14 protein-coding genes are annotated in these 13,907 nt (G+C 61.3%); 1 reads left to right on the top strand and 13 read right to left on the bottom strand.

The features are described 5' to 3' along the window. Positions 1-147: 147 nt before the first annotated feature. The 3 genes from JI745_RS17960 to JI745_RS17950 are packed head-to-tail and all read right to left on the bottom strand — an operon-like array spanning position 148 to position 4,447. The gene (locus JI745_RS17960; protein WP_201810074.1) at positions 148-552 is read right to left on the bottom strand and encodes a hypothetical protein; all 405 of its coding nucleotides are present in this window, start codon (positions 550-552) and stop codon (positions 148-150) included. Beyond that, a complete protein-coding gene (locus JI745_RS17955) occupies positions 549-1,202 on the bottom strand; it encodes a T6SS effector amidase Tae4 family protein (protein WP_201810071.1) in 654 nt (217 codons plus the stop codon). The genes JI745_RS17960 and JI745_RS17955 overlap by 4 nt, the downstream gene beginning before the upstream one ends. Then, on the bottom strand, positions 1,202-4,447 hold the full coding sequence (locus JI745_RS17950) for a type VI secretion system Vgr family protein (protein WP_236675033.1): 3,246 nt from the start codon (positions 4,445-4,447) through the stop codon (positions 1,202-1,204). The genes JI745_RS17955 and JI745_RS17950 overlap by 1 nt, the downstream gene beginning before the upstream one ends. A gap of 251 nt (positions 4,448-4,698) precedes the next feature. On the opposite strand from JI745_RS17950, the gene JI745_RS17945 reads away from it, so the two are divergent. After that, complete coding sequence (locus JI745_RS17945) at positions 4,699-5,049, top strand: hypothetical protein (RefSeq protein ID WP_201810069.1); 351 nt, start codon at positions 4,699-4,701, stop codon at positions 5,047-5,049. Positions 5,050-5,100: 51 nt separating this feature from the next. Here JI745_RS17945 and JI745_RS17940 read toward each other — a convergent pair whose 3' ends face one another. The 10 genes from JI745_RS17940 to JI745_RS17900 form a co-directional block, all read right to left on the bottom strand. Next, positions 5,101-6,141 carry a DUF4253 domain-containing protein gene (locus tag JI745_RS17940; RefSeq protein WP_201810067.1) on the bottom strand — a complete coding sequence of 347 codons (1,041 nt, stop codon included), beginning with the start codon at positions 6,139-6,141 and terminating at the stop codon, positions 5,101-5,103. Positions 6,142-6,228: 87 nt separating this feature from the next. Then, positions 6,229-6,663, bottom strand: coding sequence for a hypothetical protein (locus JI745_RS17935; protein ID WP_201810064.1), 435 nt, complete (start codon positions 6,661-6,663; stop codon positions 6,229-6,231). A gap of 18 nt (positions 6,664-6,681) precedes the next feature. Continuing rightward, positions 6,682-6,951: a hypothetical protein gene (locus JI745_RS17930; protein WP_201810062.1), complete on the bottom strand. Its 270-nt coding sequence runs from the start codon at positions 6,949-6,951 to the stop codon at positions 6,682-6,684. A gap of 74 nt (positions 6,952-7,025) precedes the next feature. After that, positions 7,026-7,421, bottom strand: coding sequence for an AAA family ATPase (locus tag JI745_RS17925; protein ID WP_255545723.1), 396 nt, complete (start codon positions 7,419-7,421; stop codon positions 7,026-7,028). After that, a complete protein-coding gene (locus JI745_RS26655) occupies positions 7,385-7,741 on the bottom strand; it encodes an ATP-binding protein (protein ID WP_255545722.1) in 357 nt (118 codons plus the stop codon). The genes JI745_RS17925 and JI745_RS26655 overlap by 37 nt, the downstream gene beginning before the upstream one ends. A 1,001-nt stretch (positions 7,742-8,742) precedes the next feature. Beyond that, positions 8,743-9,138, bottom strand: coding sequence for a prepilin-type N-terminal cleavage/methylation domain-containing protein (locus JI745_RS26480; protein WP_310738684.1), 396 nt, complete (start codon positions 9,136-9,138; stop codon positions 8,743-8,745). Next, positions 9,116-9,586 (bottom strand): type II secretion system protein, encoded by a 471-nt coding sequence (locus JI745_RS26475; RefSeq protein WP_236675032.1) that lies wholly within the window; start codon positions 9,584-9,586, stop codon positions 9,116-9,118. The genes JI745_RS26480 and JI745_RS26475 overlap by 23 nt, the downstream gene beginning before the upstream one ends. A gap of 15 nt (positions 9,587-9,601) precedes the next feature. Then, positions 9,602-11,443 carry a secretin N-terminal domain-containing protein gene (locus tag JI745_RS26810; protein ID WP_201810057.1) on the bottom strand — a complete coding sequence of 614 codons (1,842 nt, stop codon included), beginning with the start codon at positions 11,441-11,443 and terminating at the stop codon, positions 9,602-9,604. A gap of 510 nt (positions 11,444-11,953) precedes the next feature. Beyond that, complete coding sequence (locus JI745_RS17905) at positions 11,954-12,574, bottom strand: hypothetical protein (RefSeq protein WP_201810051.1); 621 nt, start codon at positions 12,572-12,574, stop codon at positions 11,954-11,956. A 5-nt stretch (positions 12,575-12,579) separates the two neighbouring features. Beyond that, entirely contained in the window at positions 12,580-13,905 is a 1,326-nt protein-coding gene (locus JI745_RS17900) for a hypothetical protein (protein ID WP_201810049.1), read from the bottom strand. Between the last annotated feature and the right edge of the window lie 2 nt (positions 13,906-13,907).

Here is a 13,907-nt window from a genome sequence, read left to right as displayed (position 1 = left end):
TCAGCCGTTTGCGCGATCACGCTTCAACGAGCCACCAGGGTGCTCCACCAGTTTCTTCGCTGACCGATCGCCCTCCGCGCCAAGGCAGAACAAGCCATTGATCGACGTCCTGAGACAGCCAAGTCACCGAGCCGGGCCCCTTTGCCGTCACGGCTTCGGGAGGTTAGTCTTCAAAAACTGATGCAGTTCTGTCGACTTAGAAAAAGCGACGCACTTCGAGAAGATGTGCGTGAACGGAGGCTTGCCTCCTTCTGCCTTGAGCGAGAGTTCATCCTTGTAGTACTCCTGTACATGAGCGCCCACGAAGTCGCTCAGTCGGCTTTGCCACTCGAAATGTTGCGTCAGTGTTCTGGATGCGTCGTAGCGAGGTGAAAACTGAGACCAGTCGTGTTCGCCAATCGAGACGCCGATGGACTTGTAGTTTGTCTTCAGGCATTGGAAGAGAACAAGTTCCTTCTGTTCCTCAAGTGTGCTGACGGCTCCACCTTTTGAAGTGGCAATCGTCGGGTAGCTTGCCACCACGAGGACGGCTACTAGCGTTCTGATGGTCACTTGAGTTCCCATAGCGACACTTTGGTTGTCTGAGCCATCACTTTGTCGGTGATCATCGTGCGGAGAAACCAGAAGTAGTACTCATAGCTGGTTTGGACGTTGTGCTCACCTTCACCGACGTAGAGAAGATCCTTTCCGTCCCAAAGCGTGAAGTGCCCGGTTGCATCCTGCCAACCGGTCACTTCAAAGACAACGATGCCCTTCTTGTCAGCGATGGTTGACAGGAACGTACGTGTGGTTTCGACCCGCTTGTCTGCCAGATCCTTGCGGAACCGCTCGACGGGGTCGTGTTTTAAGAGGAAGTCTGGTTTGCCGAGGTGGTCGGACAGCTTCTTGCTCAGTTGAGCGACGCGAATCCAGTAGTTGTACTTGTCGTCGCCGACGATGCTGCCGCCATTGGGGGCCACTGGAAGTTTCAACCCGGACCTATTGAGCGCGTAGCTCATGCGGGTCGCGCAGGTGTTGGACCATGTTTCAGGGCTGGTCTGAAAGGCCTTCTGGTACGCCTTGCTGACCATTGGATAGAAGTCGGCGCTCTTCACGCTCTCAGCGGGATAGTGCTTCTTCATGTCGGCCCATGAGGGCCTGTTGGCTCTGATGCCGATGGATTGGCCCTGCGCGCGTGCTCGAATAGTTGCTGCTTCAGTCATCAGGCCCTCCATCCAAGCTCGATGGTCTGCTCTCTCAACGCATTTACGAATACCGCTTCGCCCTTGTCGTTCACACTGCCGGTCAGCGTGACAGACCGCGCGGTTGCTGGGTCTTGGCCTGGCAAATCAACGGTGACCGAAACCGCCTCGCCCGTGCTGTAGTTCCGGGTCCTGACATGCAGGTTCATGTCCACATAGTGTCTCGACATCGTTGACAACCGCTCAAAGCTATCGCCGTAGGTCCAAAACAGCTCGATGATTTCCTTGTCTGGAACGAGTGACGGGCCACTGGACACAGGCAACGTAGGCAGCGAAAAGGTCTCTCGAGCACCGCCCGAAAAACTCTTGCTTGCTGCCTTCACCGTTATCTTCCCCGGGCATTGAACAGTGATGCCTTCGGAGCCAATCACGATCTGTGCCCCACCCGAAGTCGTCAACGTGATCTTCTTCGCCGCCGCCCAATCGATGTGCGCATTGGCGCTCTGCACGTTCACGAGGTTCTTCGCCGCCACCTCCGCCTGATCGGCCTGGGCCTGCATCTGCACCGGCCCCTTGCCCGCGATCATCGTGAGCCCGGTGCCTTTGGCGCCTTGCCCGGCCTTCACGGCGCCGGCCAGCACCCCGATGCTCTGGCCGGTGTGCAGGCGCAGCTGTTGACCGCTCGCGAGCTGCATGTCCTGCCCGGCCTGCCAGCTGATGGCTTCGCCGCTGGCGAACTGGATGTCTTGACCGGCCACCGTCGCAAGACCCGCCTTGGCGGTGATGGCGACGATGGGATCGGTGGTGTGCGGCAACTTGCCGTCGCTGGCCTGCGTGCTCTTCTGGCCGGCATCGGCGATGGCGGCGTCGAGTGATGCGTGGCTCACCATGCCGCTTGCGGCTTGGTGCAGCGCCTTCATCGGCGCAAGCTTGTCGGAGAGGGTGCTCTGGCCGGCCTTCAGCGTGCCGATGGCGCTCGCAAGAGCCGTTGTCTGATGGGTCTTGGCGGCATTGCTGAAGCTGTCGGCAAGCGTTGCCGCCTGCTTCAGGAGCGCCATGCCGGCGGCGTTGTCGCCGGCCGGGTCGGCCTCTCGGGTGCCGAATGTCGTGATCAGCAAGCCGTTGGTGGCGCGCACGGCGCCATACGCGTCGGTCCTCAGTTCGAAGCCGCGGCCTCGGTAGTGGCCGCGGTGGTTGTCGGCCTGGTGGATCAGGTGGCCGAGGTTGAGCTGGGTGGCGTGCTGCGTGGTGGCGAGTTGCACGCGCAGCTCGCCGGGCGTGTCGTCGAAGACCAGCTGGTTGAAGCCCTCTCCGCCGAACTCCTTGCTCTTGAAGCCGCCGAGCGCAGCGGTGTTGTTCTGCGCCGCGGCGTCTTGGCCGGCCGGGCCGGGGGCGCCGCCGTGCCACGCCGGGCTGTGGCCACCTGAGCCACCGCCGACGAGGTTGCCCTGGGCGCTCGGGCCGTGGTTGTGGCTGGCCTTGTAGGCGCTGGTGTCGGCTTCCGCGGCCGCGCCGCCCGGTGTCGGCGGCAAGCCGGCTTCGCCGCGGCCGTTGTACAGGCTGCCGAGGACGATGGGTCGCTCGATGTCGCCCTCGATGAAGTCGAGCAGCACCTCCTGGCCAATGCGCGGGATGTGTTGCCACCCCATGCCGGCGCCGGCCCAGCGCTGCGCGACGCGCACCCAGCAGCTGCTGCGGTTGTCAGGCCTCGCGTCCGCGCCCGGGGCGGACTGCCAGTGGAACTGCACCCGGATGCGGCCGAGCGCATCGGTGTAGAGCTCGTCGGCACCGTTCGGGCTGGTGGCGCCGCCAGGGCCGACGACGATGGCGGTCTGTGCCCCGAGCGCGGTGCGCGTGGTGGGCGGCAGGGGTCGCCATGGGATGAGGCGGCGCAGGGCTTCGAAGCGGTTGGCGTAGCCGAGCTCGGCGGCCTTGCGGCTCAGGGCCGGGTCGTGCTCCAGGCTCTCTGACAACGTGCTGGCAGGCTCGCCATCAAGTTCGGCGAACGGGTCGGACACCGGCTGCTGCATCAGGCGCTCGCTCAGCTCCTTGGGCAGGTTGTTGACGCCGAGCGCATGCACGCTGTGCACACAGAACTCGCGATCGGCGGCGCTTTGCAGCTCCGAGAGCGCATCCAGCGTGCTCTGCGTGAGGCCGAAGTGCTCGCCGGCGCGCAGGCTGCGCACAGTGCTGCGGCCGAGCCAGGTCTTGTGGCGTGCTTCGTGGGCCTGCTGGCGGCAGGTGGCGCGGTGCTGCAGCTGGGTGCTGCTGCAGGTGCCGGTGTCGGCGGTGGCGCCGATGGGCTCGTACTGCTGCAGCCACGGCGCCATGTCGCGCATCGACTCGCTGGTGTAGTCGTAGGCGGTGGGGGACTCTGCGGCGATGGCGCGCTTGGCCTGGTAGTCCCACTGCAGCACGGCGCTGGCGGCCGGCGTGAGCTGGCGCCAGCCGCCGAAGCTCTGGATGGCGTCTTGCTCTTCGGCGGCCGAGCCGCGGTGGAAGCGGATGCCGGCACCCCCGAGCGCGCTGCGCGAGGTGGTGTTCTCGGGCCAGCGGGCGCTGTCGGCGAAGAAGACGATGCGGTGGCCGCTTGGGGCATCGTCGGCTTCTTCGACACGCCAGCCGAGGCCTTCTTCGGCCAGGAGGCGCTGCAGGAAGGCGAGGTCGCTCTCGCGGTATTGCACGCAGTAGGAGCGCACGCCGGCGTTGGGGCCCTGGGCGATGAATGCGGCAAGGTCTTCGGTGTTGCCCTCGGCATCGGTCTCGCCCCACCGCCAGGCGGCGTGGGCCTTGTAGGCGTCGGCGCCCAGCACGTCGTCGAGGATCTGGATGATGGTCTTGTCTTGCCAGACGCGGCTGTTGCGCGTGTGGCCCAGCAGGGCGAGCCACGGCTGGATCAGCAACTGGTGGCGCACGAGGCCGCCGTCGGCGCCCGCATCACGCGCCTCGAAGACGAGGCCGCTGCGGCGGTGGCGGCTGCCATCGGCCAGGGTGCTCAGCAGGGTGATGCGCTGTCCGAGCAGCGCTTGCAGCGGAGTGCGGTTGTGCACGCACAGGGTGTGCAGCTGCAGCTGGAAGGGCTCGCTGATGGTGTCGACCACGCTGAAGCGCTCGACCATCAGGTCACTGACCGGGGCCGCACCTTCGAGGTTGTAGAGGCGTTGTGCGCTGGTCCAGCTTGCGAGCAGTGACCTCAGTGCGCTGTCGAAGCCACTGACCATGCGTCCTGCGGCGCCGCTCATGGCGTCGCTGAGTCGGTCCATCATGCTTTTTATACGTCCCTTGCTAGGGGCGCGATTTTGGAGGCAGTTGCCCGCGGGGCAAGCGGTTGCAACAGGCTCTTACAACGAACCACTCCTAAGGGGGTGCGGTTGTGGAGGGTTTTGCAGTCGCTTAGCATCGCCCGCGTTTCTCAGCCGGGCCACTTCTTATGAGACAGCAAACTCAACCCCTCTCACCGAATTCGACGGAGATCCTTGAGCGGCAAAAGAGAGCCGAAGCGCTTCGCGCGAGCGGGATGACGGTTCGCGAGGTTGCAATTGAGTTGCGTTGCTCGATGCACGTCGCCGGGACGCTGCTGGCCCGCTCGCATGATCAACGCATCGACAAGAGCAGCTCGGACTGGCTCAACGGGCTCCCGCATAGAACTGCGAGGGCGTTGCTGACGCTTGGCTTTAAAAGCCAGAAGGACGTTTCAGAAGCGCTGGTCAACGGAACCCTCAACAGCGACACGCCCGGCATGGGCCAAAAGACCATTACCGCAATCGAAGAATGGCTTGGATCCCGGACCGACTCTGAGCAGTCAGGTGGCGGCATGCAGGGTATCGGACCCGCGGCGGGAAGCGCGGCCGCAGCGACACCTCGCTGAGCCACCCGTGACCCCTGCGGGACTGGTGGGGTCGGCGCCAGAACTAGACGACTAAGGTTTGGCCATTAGCTGCCAACGATCGCTGGCCAGCAATGTACGCGCGTAGTCTCGAAGGGAAAGGCCCGAGAGCGTGCGCTTGTCCGACGCAAAGTGGTCGTGCTCAATGGCCAGAGCAAAGGCCTCTTGAATGCTCGTGGGTGGGCGAGTGACTTTCAAATTTAGAACGCTCGCGAATCCACAGACGAGCTCTGCGCCAAATCGCTCGTTCCAGCTTTTCAATGCGGCGATTTTTGTTGCAGGATCGTGCTGTGTGCCGTACCAACCCATGAAGAGAAGCGCCTCCCAAGCGGTGGGAGTTGGTGGGAGCACCGCGACGTATTGCGATTCATCGTCAAAGTCGATCAGGTCGGAGTCTCCGAGGTGGCTCACATCAAGTGCTGCGTCACCAAAGTGTTCTACCTCCCAGTTCAGGAGCCAGAGCTCAAGATCTGCGTTTGATCGCAGCACCCCTTTCGCTATGAGCGCAGAGACATCCTCCACATCAGGAGCGGACCCGAAAGTCCGCTGCGTCTCGCCCAAGACCCTCGCTAATCCGTTAAAGAGCTCAGCTGACCGAAGAGGGCTGAACTCTCCACGCATTACCTCGCCGTCCTGAAGCGCTGCGAAGCCATCAATCGTCAGATAGTCTTTCAAGACCTTTGTGGGATATGTGACGTAGGCAAGGTCGTCCGGATGAGCAGGCTCGTCTCGAAACAGTCCATCAATGTCTTCGAGCTGCGAGACAAGAGGAAAGCGCAGTAGTTGCTCAGCCAGGCCACGGAGCACGCTCCAAGATGAGAGAACGTCGTCGCTGTTCAGTTCGACGATGAGCACACTGTCCAGTGCTCCGGAGATCCAACCCTCGGCAATCGTTGAGGATTCAAGGCTTGTTGCCGCAAGCGCTTGCTGAGTATCAGCTAGAGATGAAGTCATGTTTGGGTCCGGCTGTGCAGCACTGGCTTGGAATTCCTGCAACGCGCGGCGTGGATCGCAAGGCCCGGTTGGGTATTCAGTGAGATCCAGTACCCGTTCCTTGCGGAAGGAGGAGAACATTCAACCCTTCGACGCAGCTTTGCAGCTTCCGTCGATGCGCATTGCTGAGGTTGATCTTGACCTGACGCCAGAGAAGCGGGTGCACCTCTATGCGCCCTTGAGTTCAGCAAGTCGCCGATCCGCCTCGCGTTTGCCGATGGTGCGGACCTCCGCAATCCTGGCCAGGGCGCTAGATCGCGGCTTGACCTTGCTGTCTTCCCATTTGTAGACCGAGAGCATGGATGCTCCAATTAGCAAACCATAGTCTTTCGCGGAAAGCTTCAGCTTCTTGCGATGCGCCTTCATGCCTGCCGCACTGAAGCGCACCTGGGTTTCGTCGCCAGCCTCCTCGGGGGCTGGCCGCTTTACCCCCTTTGATGCCCGTTTGAGTTCGCCGTGCAGCGAGCGCACTTCTTTCTTAAGGGCCCCGATCTGCGATCGGTGCCCAGCCAGCGCCTTTTTGAGTGACTGGATTTCTGCACGGACTTCTTTGCGCGCGAGTCGGATGATCTCGCTCTTGAGGAGGGATGCGATATTGGTCATCCCCCATTCTGTCCCAGCCTAGTGTGCCGAAGTGTCTTTCACCAACTTGGCACCGGCAATCGCAGCAGCCAAGGATTCCATGGCAGCTGCCTTGACGAAGACGGCCAGCAACTCTGGCTTCTCCAGCACTGCACCAGGCCCAAACTCTTCGTCGAAGTGCTCTATAGCCGCCGCAAAGTGTTTCTTCCCGGTGTCATGCGCCAAGGCCAGTCTGTACTGGTCATCGAGCGAGATCTCATGAACGTCAACCCCTGTCATTGATTCCTCCCTGTAGTTGAGAGCAATCATGGCGGACATCATGGCGCGTCTACAACCCTCCAGAGCGTGAGCCCCCAATGGAGGGAATCCAAGCCGGAGATGTCCTACCGATTGAGGCGCAGCCTCCTGCGCTCCTGCAAAAGGCTGCGAACCGCGTCGACCGCGACGGTGTCCTGGTCGTGCATCACCGCTTCCTTGATCGCGTCGCTGACGGCACTGGCGACTTCGGCATGGCTGAGCCCGGTGGCCACCTCGGCGAGCTCAGCAAGCGCCTTGGGCGACTTGAGGTAGTTGGCCAGACGCATGCGAAGCAAGGCCTTGACCTCGTCCGCCGACGGCACGTGGTACTGCACCACATCATCGAAGCGCCTGAAGAGCGCCTCGTCCAGGATGTCCGGGTGGTTGGTGGCGGCCATGATCACGCTGCTGGACTCGTCCTGCTCGATCATCAGCAGGAAGCTGTTCAGGATGCGGCGGATCTCGCCCACGTCATTGGCCATGCCACGTTGGCGCCGATGGCATCGAATTCGTCGAACAGGTACACGCCGCGCGTCAACGCGACGGCGTCGAACACCTGGCGCAGCTTGGCCGCGGTCTCGCCCATGAACTTGGTGATCAGCGAGTCCAGGCGCACCACGAACAACGGGATGCCCAGCTCGCCGGCGAGCGCGGCCGCCGTCATCGTCTTGCCGGTGCCGGAGGGACCGACCAGTAGCAACTTGCGGCGGGGGTGGAGGCCGTGGCTGCGCAGCTTGCTCAAGTGCCGCTGTTCCTTCAGGACCTGCTGCAGGCTCTCGAGCACCGGCGGCGCCAGCACCATGTCGGACCGGCGCCGTGACGGGTACGAGACGCTCAGCAGGGAGGCAAGCTCGCCCTCCACAGATCGTGGTGCAGGAGTTCAAGCCGAACACCAGCGGGAAATGCCTTTGGTCGCACTGGAGCAAGGGCGGCGAGCCCGAGCTTGACTCGTTCACGCTCATCACCGACGAGCCACCACCAGAGGTCTCAGCGGCTGGGCATGACGCTGTCATACCCTGAGCGTTGCACCCGCCACCTTGTCGTGACCTTAGCTCTTGACGAAGGTGCTGGCGATCTTCGTGTCGGAAACTCTCAGGAGCATGAGCCGCAATAGACGGAGTGGTGCGGCTCGCGGAGGAAGTCGGAAGAACACAGTAAGTAGATCAGCTCATTCTGTTGAATCGGTTGCTGACCTTGCACGAGCTTTTGCGGAGAACTCGTCGGTGGCGTTTTCTTATCGAGTTCAAGTCGACTCTTCCGAGATGGCCGACCCAGCTTGGGCGGAACTGACGCCGAAGTTGCACCCGAACGCCCCAGGGCTCCAGTGGACGGACTGACTACCTCGACCCCTAGTCTGACAGCGAGAACACCCACTCGCCCACCGATCGCCTACCTTTAAAGTTCCGATCAGCATCTGAGAACCCATCTTGCTTAATAGCGGGTCGTGTAGACAAAGAATGTACCCCTACGATACGTCCTCCGACACGCACGACGCCCCAATCAGCTCTTCCTGTCATGGGGTCAACATATACCCTTCGGAGGTGTCGCCTGAGGCTTCCATCTCTTTGATCTGCGAGAAGATCATCAAATGACAGTGGGTACTGATGAGATCCGTCTACCAGCGCTACCTCGTAGTAACGCCTGATCGCCTCACGAAATTCGTTCCCAATGGCCAGCAACGCGCGCTCGTTTTCGCGTTGAGTAGAGATAGATGCGTGTTCGGCAGCACGGGTGAGTCCGAAGCCCAGCGTCCCAACAATGATGAGGACCCACACATAAGAGAAGCCCTGCGACCGGTAGCGCCTAGTAGGCTGCATAGGGCCTTCCCTCTTTTGAGATGCCGCTGGCGCCGCTCGCGACATCCGCGATGCCATTGTCGCTGCCGCTGACGCGCAATTGCCACGTCCGGTTCGATTCGGTGACGGGATCCAGAGGAACAGCACGTAAGTACCGGTGCTCGACCAACTCGTCCAGGCTGGATGGAAAGCGGCCCTTGTCGGCGAAGTACTTATCGATCGCACCTCGCATGGTCTGTAGATTTTCGCGCAGGACGACCTCCTTGGCGTGCTGCAACGAGCCCATGTAGCGGGGCATGGCCACCGTCAACAACAATGCAACGATCGCCAGAACAACCAGCAGCTCCACCAGCGTGAAGCCAACGGCGCCGCCGGTGGACCTACCAGAGCTTGTATGGAACACCGTTGAGCCCGATTTCTTGAGACGACGAGTAGATGTCAAAGATGTCCGAACCTTCCGCAGGCGCTTCAGGTGACGACGCGTAGCTTCGCAGCTTCCAAGTTGATGCCGGAGACACCGCCGTGTCGGCGTGGAATGGATCGCGTGGCAACCGCCGCAAGAAGAAGATCTTCTGGCCCGCCGGACTGCGCACATCGACCACACCCTCAACGAGTTCATCTAGCCGCTTCGGATATCCGCTGTCGTTGACCGCAAGATGTATTCGGCCTTGCTCGGACGCACGCTTATAGGCGTCGATGGCTTCTCGGATTTGAATTAGCGCGACCCGCAGCTCGCGTTCTTTGCTCCGCTGAACAGCCAGTTGTGAGACTGGCATCGCGATGGTGGCCAAGACTCCGAGAATGGCAATCGTCATCAGGAGTTCGACGAGCGTAAAGCCGCGTTGTTTCATGTGCTGGCAACTGCTTTACTTCGGACTCACAACGAGTTCGGGTAAGCCAGGGGGGGCACCAACACGCGCCTCAGTGCCCGACTCAAACTCCAGCGCCGAAAAATCGGGCTGGGGCAGCGCCCGCATGATCCTTGGCGTGATCGACAACAGAATCTCGTTTCGTTGGCTGTCGTCCTTTTGGCTGCCGAAGAGGCGCCCCAGGATGGGCAGTTCACCCGCTGCAGGAACCTTGCTGGCCGTTGCCCGTTCCTCATCGCTGATCAGGCCCGCCAGAATCTGCGTTTCGCCGTTGCGCAGCCGCAAGACCGTGCTCGCTCCGCGTGTCCCGATCTGGTAAGAAAGAGAGCCGGTCTTGCTGAGGATCTCCTTGACCAAGGTGGACACTTCCAGATTGATCTTGATGCCGACATCCTCCACGAACACCGTCGGCTCGACTTCCAGCTTGAGACCCACGTCCAGGTAGTTGATCGACTCGGCCACGAAACCAGTTGCAGTCGACGTATTGGAAATGACGGGAACACGGTCTCCGATCAAAATCTTTGCCTTTTCCCTGTTCCGTACGCGAATGCGGGGATTGGCGAGGGTGGTGCCATCCTGATCGGCCTTCCTGGCGTTGATGGAAGGGAAGGCATCGAAGCCGGCTTGAATCGTGCTCGAGCTCAGATTCCTGAGGTCCGCGAGGGTCAAAACCCTGCCGCTCGGGATGGGCGACAACGTGACCTGGCCCGGCCATTGGATGCCCAGCTCCAATAAGCGGGAGCGCTTGACCTCCAGGATCTCCACTTCCAGCATCACCTCGGCATCGCCAATGTCTAGCAACGACACAATCTTTTCCGCCACTCTGACCACCTCGGGGGCGTCCCGAATGATGATCACATTCAGCCGCTCGTCGATGGAAAGATCGCGAACTTTCGCAATGGTCTTGAGCGTCGACGCGACGGTCTTCACATCTGCGTTGCTGACATAAAAGGTGCGAACGACGAGCGTCTGGTAGTCCTTCAGTTTCTGCGCGGTTGCCGGGAAAATTAGGATCGTGTCGGGTGCGACAACCTGCTGCTCAAGCTGAGTGCTCATGAGGATGGTTCGGATCGCGTCTTCGATCGACCGGCCCTTGGAGAACACGGTCGCCCGCAGGTCTTGGCGGACTTCCGCATCAAAGTGGAACTTCAATCCGGAAACCTGCGAGATCAGATCGAAGATCGAGCGGATCGGTGCATCTCTGAATTCGAGGTTGATAGGTTTTCTGTACGCAAGCGCGAGCCTACCTGAGCTGCGGACAAGATCGCGCTGTGCGATCGATGCGCGGTGCAACAGGGCAGCTGCACCTCGGTGTGCCGAGTTTTCCGCCACCACCGAACGCAACAGTTCCTGCGCCTCTGCAACCCCCGCGGCATCGCCTCGGCTCAGCAATGCCTCCGCGGAAGCGATCAAGCGCTGATGTCTCTCCGTTGACTTGACGACCCGCAGTCCGTGCAACGCCAAGGGGTTGCTTGGCTCCAATTCCAACACTTGCTGGTATGCACGCTCGGCTTCGCTTACTTGGCCTTCCGCAATCTTTGCATCGGCGACCGACAGTGCGGCACGAACCGCCTGCGCACGCGTGCTCATGAGCGCGATGCGATATTCGACATTGCGCGGCTCCAACTTAAGCGCTTCTTCCAATCGCACGAGCCCCTGATGGGTCTTCCCCTCGGCGAGCAACGACTGACCCTCGCGATACGCGGCAGAGGCAGCACATCCCTGCAGCGCGAAAATACAGCACAGCGCGAGCAACCACAGGGCCGGACGGCGCCACGTGTGCTGCCAGCCGCATCCAGGACTGCCGGCGACCTCATCGTCAGTAAGTCGGGCACTCACGTCATCGTTCTCCGGTCGCGAACGTCTGCAGTTCATTTTGAGGAAGGTAGAGAAGGACGACGCTGTCCGGATCTACGCGCTTGACTTCATACTGATCCTCGATGCGGTCACCTTCTCGTACCACATACTCTCGCCCACCCGCGCTAATGAACACCGCGGCTTTTCCGTTTTCTTCGTATCGTCCGAGCACTTGAGGCCGCGCTGGCGCGGGCGGTGCCATCGGAACAACCTGCGGCGCCGTAGACGTGACAGTGGGGGCAACCTGTTGCACACGCGGAATGACTGGCTCCCTCAGAGTGTCGAATACCAACGACGAGACCGGCATCACTCGATCTCTAGATCGGATCGTCAGTACTTTCTCCGTGTCTGTCGTCGATTGCCGGAAGGTGCCGGCGTCGGCAGTTTTCCGGCGCGACTCTTGGACTGGTGCGACCTGAGGGTCCGGCGACAGGTACGCCAACAGGACCGTCAAGATCAACAGACCGAAGAGCCACCTCGAACGCGACTTACTCACGGGCGGACCTCGGGATCAAAGGACGAGGCGTCCACGGCCATTGCACTTTGCATGGGCAACCGGGTGAGAAGCACAAGGTTGATCTTGGCTTCAACCTCGGGGGACGCGACGCTCCCTCGCACGAAAGAGGCGGAGGTCAATGCAAGAGACCGATGCTTCCTAAGTGCCTCGTTCAAGAAATCACGTAGAGCATCAGGGCGGCCCTTGAGCGGAAACGCGATCAGGACACGCCTGTACTGGCCTGGCACGTCGTCGGAACTGCTGTAGGTCGCGCGCGCCAGAGCCAGCCCACTGGCTTCGGCTTGCCCGAACAACTCGCTCAGAACCCAAGGCGCCTCCTCATGAGCGATAAGGAGCTTGTCGAACGCCGCGAGGCCATCCAGACTCGACGCCATTGGATTTCCTGCTGGCGCATCCGGAGCAACAGTTCGAATTGACGCGGGTGACTCGCCCGAACGCATCTGCATGCGAAGGAGCCACCAGGCGCTGATCACCACGACCGCAGCACACGCAAGCAGGACTAACCATGACGATCCAACGGTTCTGGCGGCCAATCTGGCTACCCGACGCGACTCCCACCAAAGCGCCTCAGGCAGCGTCGCGAATTGCTGGATCATCGAATTCAGTCCCGCCACGACAACTCCACTGAGAATCGATAGGGCGTGCCTGGCTCGCCTTCCATCAATTGATGGGCTACCAGCGACGGCTTCTGGACAGTAGGACGGTCGGCCAAGAACGCCACATATCTGGTCATGTCGACGCTTGACCGTGCGTCGGCTGTAAGCAGGACGGCTGACCGTTGCCCCGCGGCGCCGACGGAGCTGAAAGATAGAGATAGAAGGCCCACATGGATGTCACGCGGAGGCGTGAGGCTTCTGGACAGATCCTCGAAGGGCAGATTGAGCTCCCTGATAGCCGCATTTACTGCACGAACACGCGCAGGGTCGGCGACCGGTGCGACTCGCGACGTTTCGAGGCCCGTCGCTTGGACCCTCGCGGGTGGCAGGCTCGCATGACCATCCACCTCCGCTTGCGCGCGATAAACCGTCAACAGCGCAATTGATGCGCATGTCAGCGCGACGGATGCCATCCCAATCTGCATTCGTGTCGTCCGAGTCGCGACTGGCATCACGCTCAGCGGCCGATGGGCAGAACCGCCCGTCGCGTGAAAAAGCAGTCGTGCGAGGACCTGGGTGTCGCCTCCTTGGAGCGGCGATTTCATGCGAGGCGCCTCGAAGGTGTGTGTGACTGAGTCAACTGGGTCGGCCGAACCGAGATCGATCAAGCGTACTTGGGTGCGAACCGAACGAACCGTTCTCAACGCTAGACGGCGGATCAGGCGGGCAGCGGTGTCGAGCGGGGAATCGTTTGGTGCGCTGAAACACACCTGGCCAGGCATCCAGGCGTTGCGTTGCCCCGGCTTGATCATGCTCACGTGTTGGCCGTCTACAAGCGCCAAAGCTCGAAGCTTTGACGACGAAAATACCTGCCACACCGTCTGTTGCAGCGTCATAACGACTTTAAGTGGGCAGTGCAACGCATCACTTAGCTTGGCTACTGCCGCCAAGACGTCAGCTCGGTACAGCACCGCCACGGCCGTCACTTTGTATCCGCGGTCTTCGATACGAATCTCGTCGGTGTCAGCGACTGTGACGCCGGAGGACGTAAAGAGCTCCGAGAGGTAGCGCCTAGCGGGAGCCGCATGTTGCAGCTGGCGACTCCAAGGGCAGGCGATCGCTGGCGCCCAACGAGCGCTGAGCAGGACGATTAATGGGCCGCGGACGGATCTGGTGTCGCCGAGGTCCGCTTTCACTAGCGGCTCCAGGCGCGATATGGCATCTGGAAGCGCCTCGCGATCCACGCCGTCCAGGGCCACCTCCGCGATGGTTTCAATGGACTTTCCCCGCACAACCGCCATCAATTCAACGCGATCGGAACGGACCAGCAATG

The sequence above is a fragment of the Piscinibacter sp. HJYY11 genome, assembly GCF_016735515.1.
Classification (GTDB): domain Bacteria; phylum Pseudomonadota; class Gammaproteobacteria; order Burkholderiales; family Burkholderiaceae_C; genus Rhizobacter.
Note: the sequence above shows the minus strand (reverse complement) of the source record. Positions and strands in the feature narration are given on the sequence as shown.

What these genes read in the sequence shown, in the direction of transcription:
- JI745_RS17950 (WP_236675033.1), bottom strand. Translation starts at nt 4,447, where the DNA reads ATGATGGACCGACTCAGCGACGCCATGAGCGGCGCCGCAGGACGCATG.
- JI745_RS17905 (WP_201810051.1), bottom strand. Translation starts at nt 12,574, where the DNA reads ATGATCCAGCAATTCGCGACGCTGCCTGAGGCGCTTTGGTGGGAGTCG.
- JI745_RS17955 (WP_201810071.1), bottom strand. Translation starts at nt 1,202, where the DNA reads ATGACTGAAGCAGCAACTATTCGAGCACGCGCGCAGGGCCAATCCATC.
- JI745_RS17935 (WP_201810064.1), bottom strand. Translation starts at nt 6,663, where the DNA reads ATGACCAATATCGCATCCCTCCTCAAGAGCGAGATCATCCGACTCGCG.
- JI745_RS26475 (WP_236675032.1), bottom strand. Translation starts at nt 9,586, where the DNA reads ATGAAACAACGCGGCTTTACGCTCGTCGAACTCCTGATGACGATTGCC.
- JI745_RS17925 (WP_255545723.1), bottom strand. Translation starts at nt 7,421, where the DNA reads ATGGCCAATGACGTGGGCGAGATCCGCCGCATCCTGAACAGCTTCCTG.
- JI745_RS17930 (WP_201810062.1), bottom strand. Translation starts at nt 6,951, where the DNA reads ATGATTGCTCTCAACTACAGGGAGGAATCAATGACAGGGGTTGACGTT.
- JI745_RS17945 (WP_201810069.1), top strand. Translation starts at nt 4,699, where the DNA reads ATGACGGTTCGCGAGGTTGCAATTGAGTTGCGTTGCTCGATGCACGTC.
- JI745_RS26655 (WP_255545722.1), bottom strand. Translation starts at nt 7,741, where the DNA reads ATGGTGCTGGCGCCGCCGGTGCTCGAGAGCCTGCAGCAGGTCCTGAAG.
- JI745_RS17940 (WP_201810067.1), bottom strand. Translation starts at nt 6,141, where the DNA reads ATGTTCTCCTCCTTCCGCAAGGAACGGGTACTGGATCTCACTGAATAC.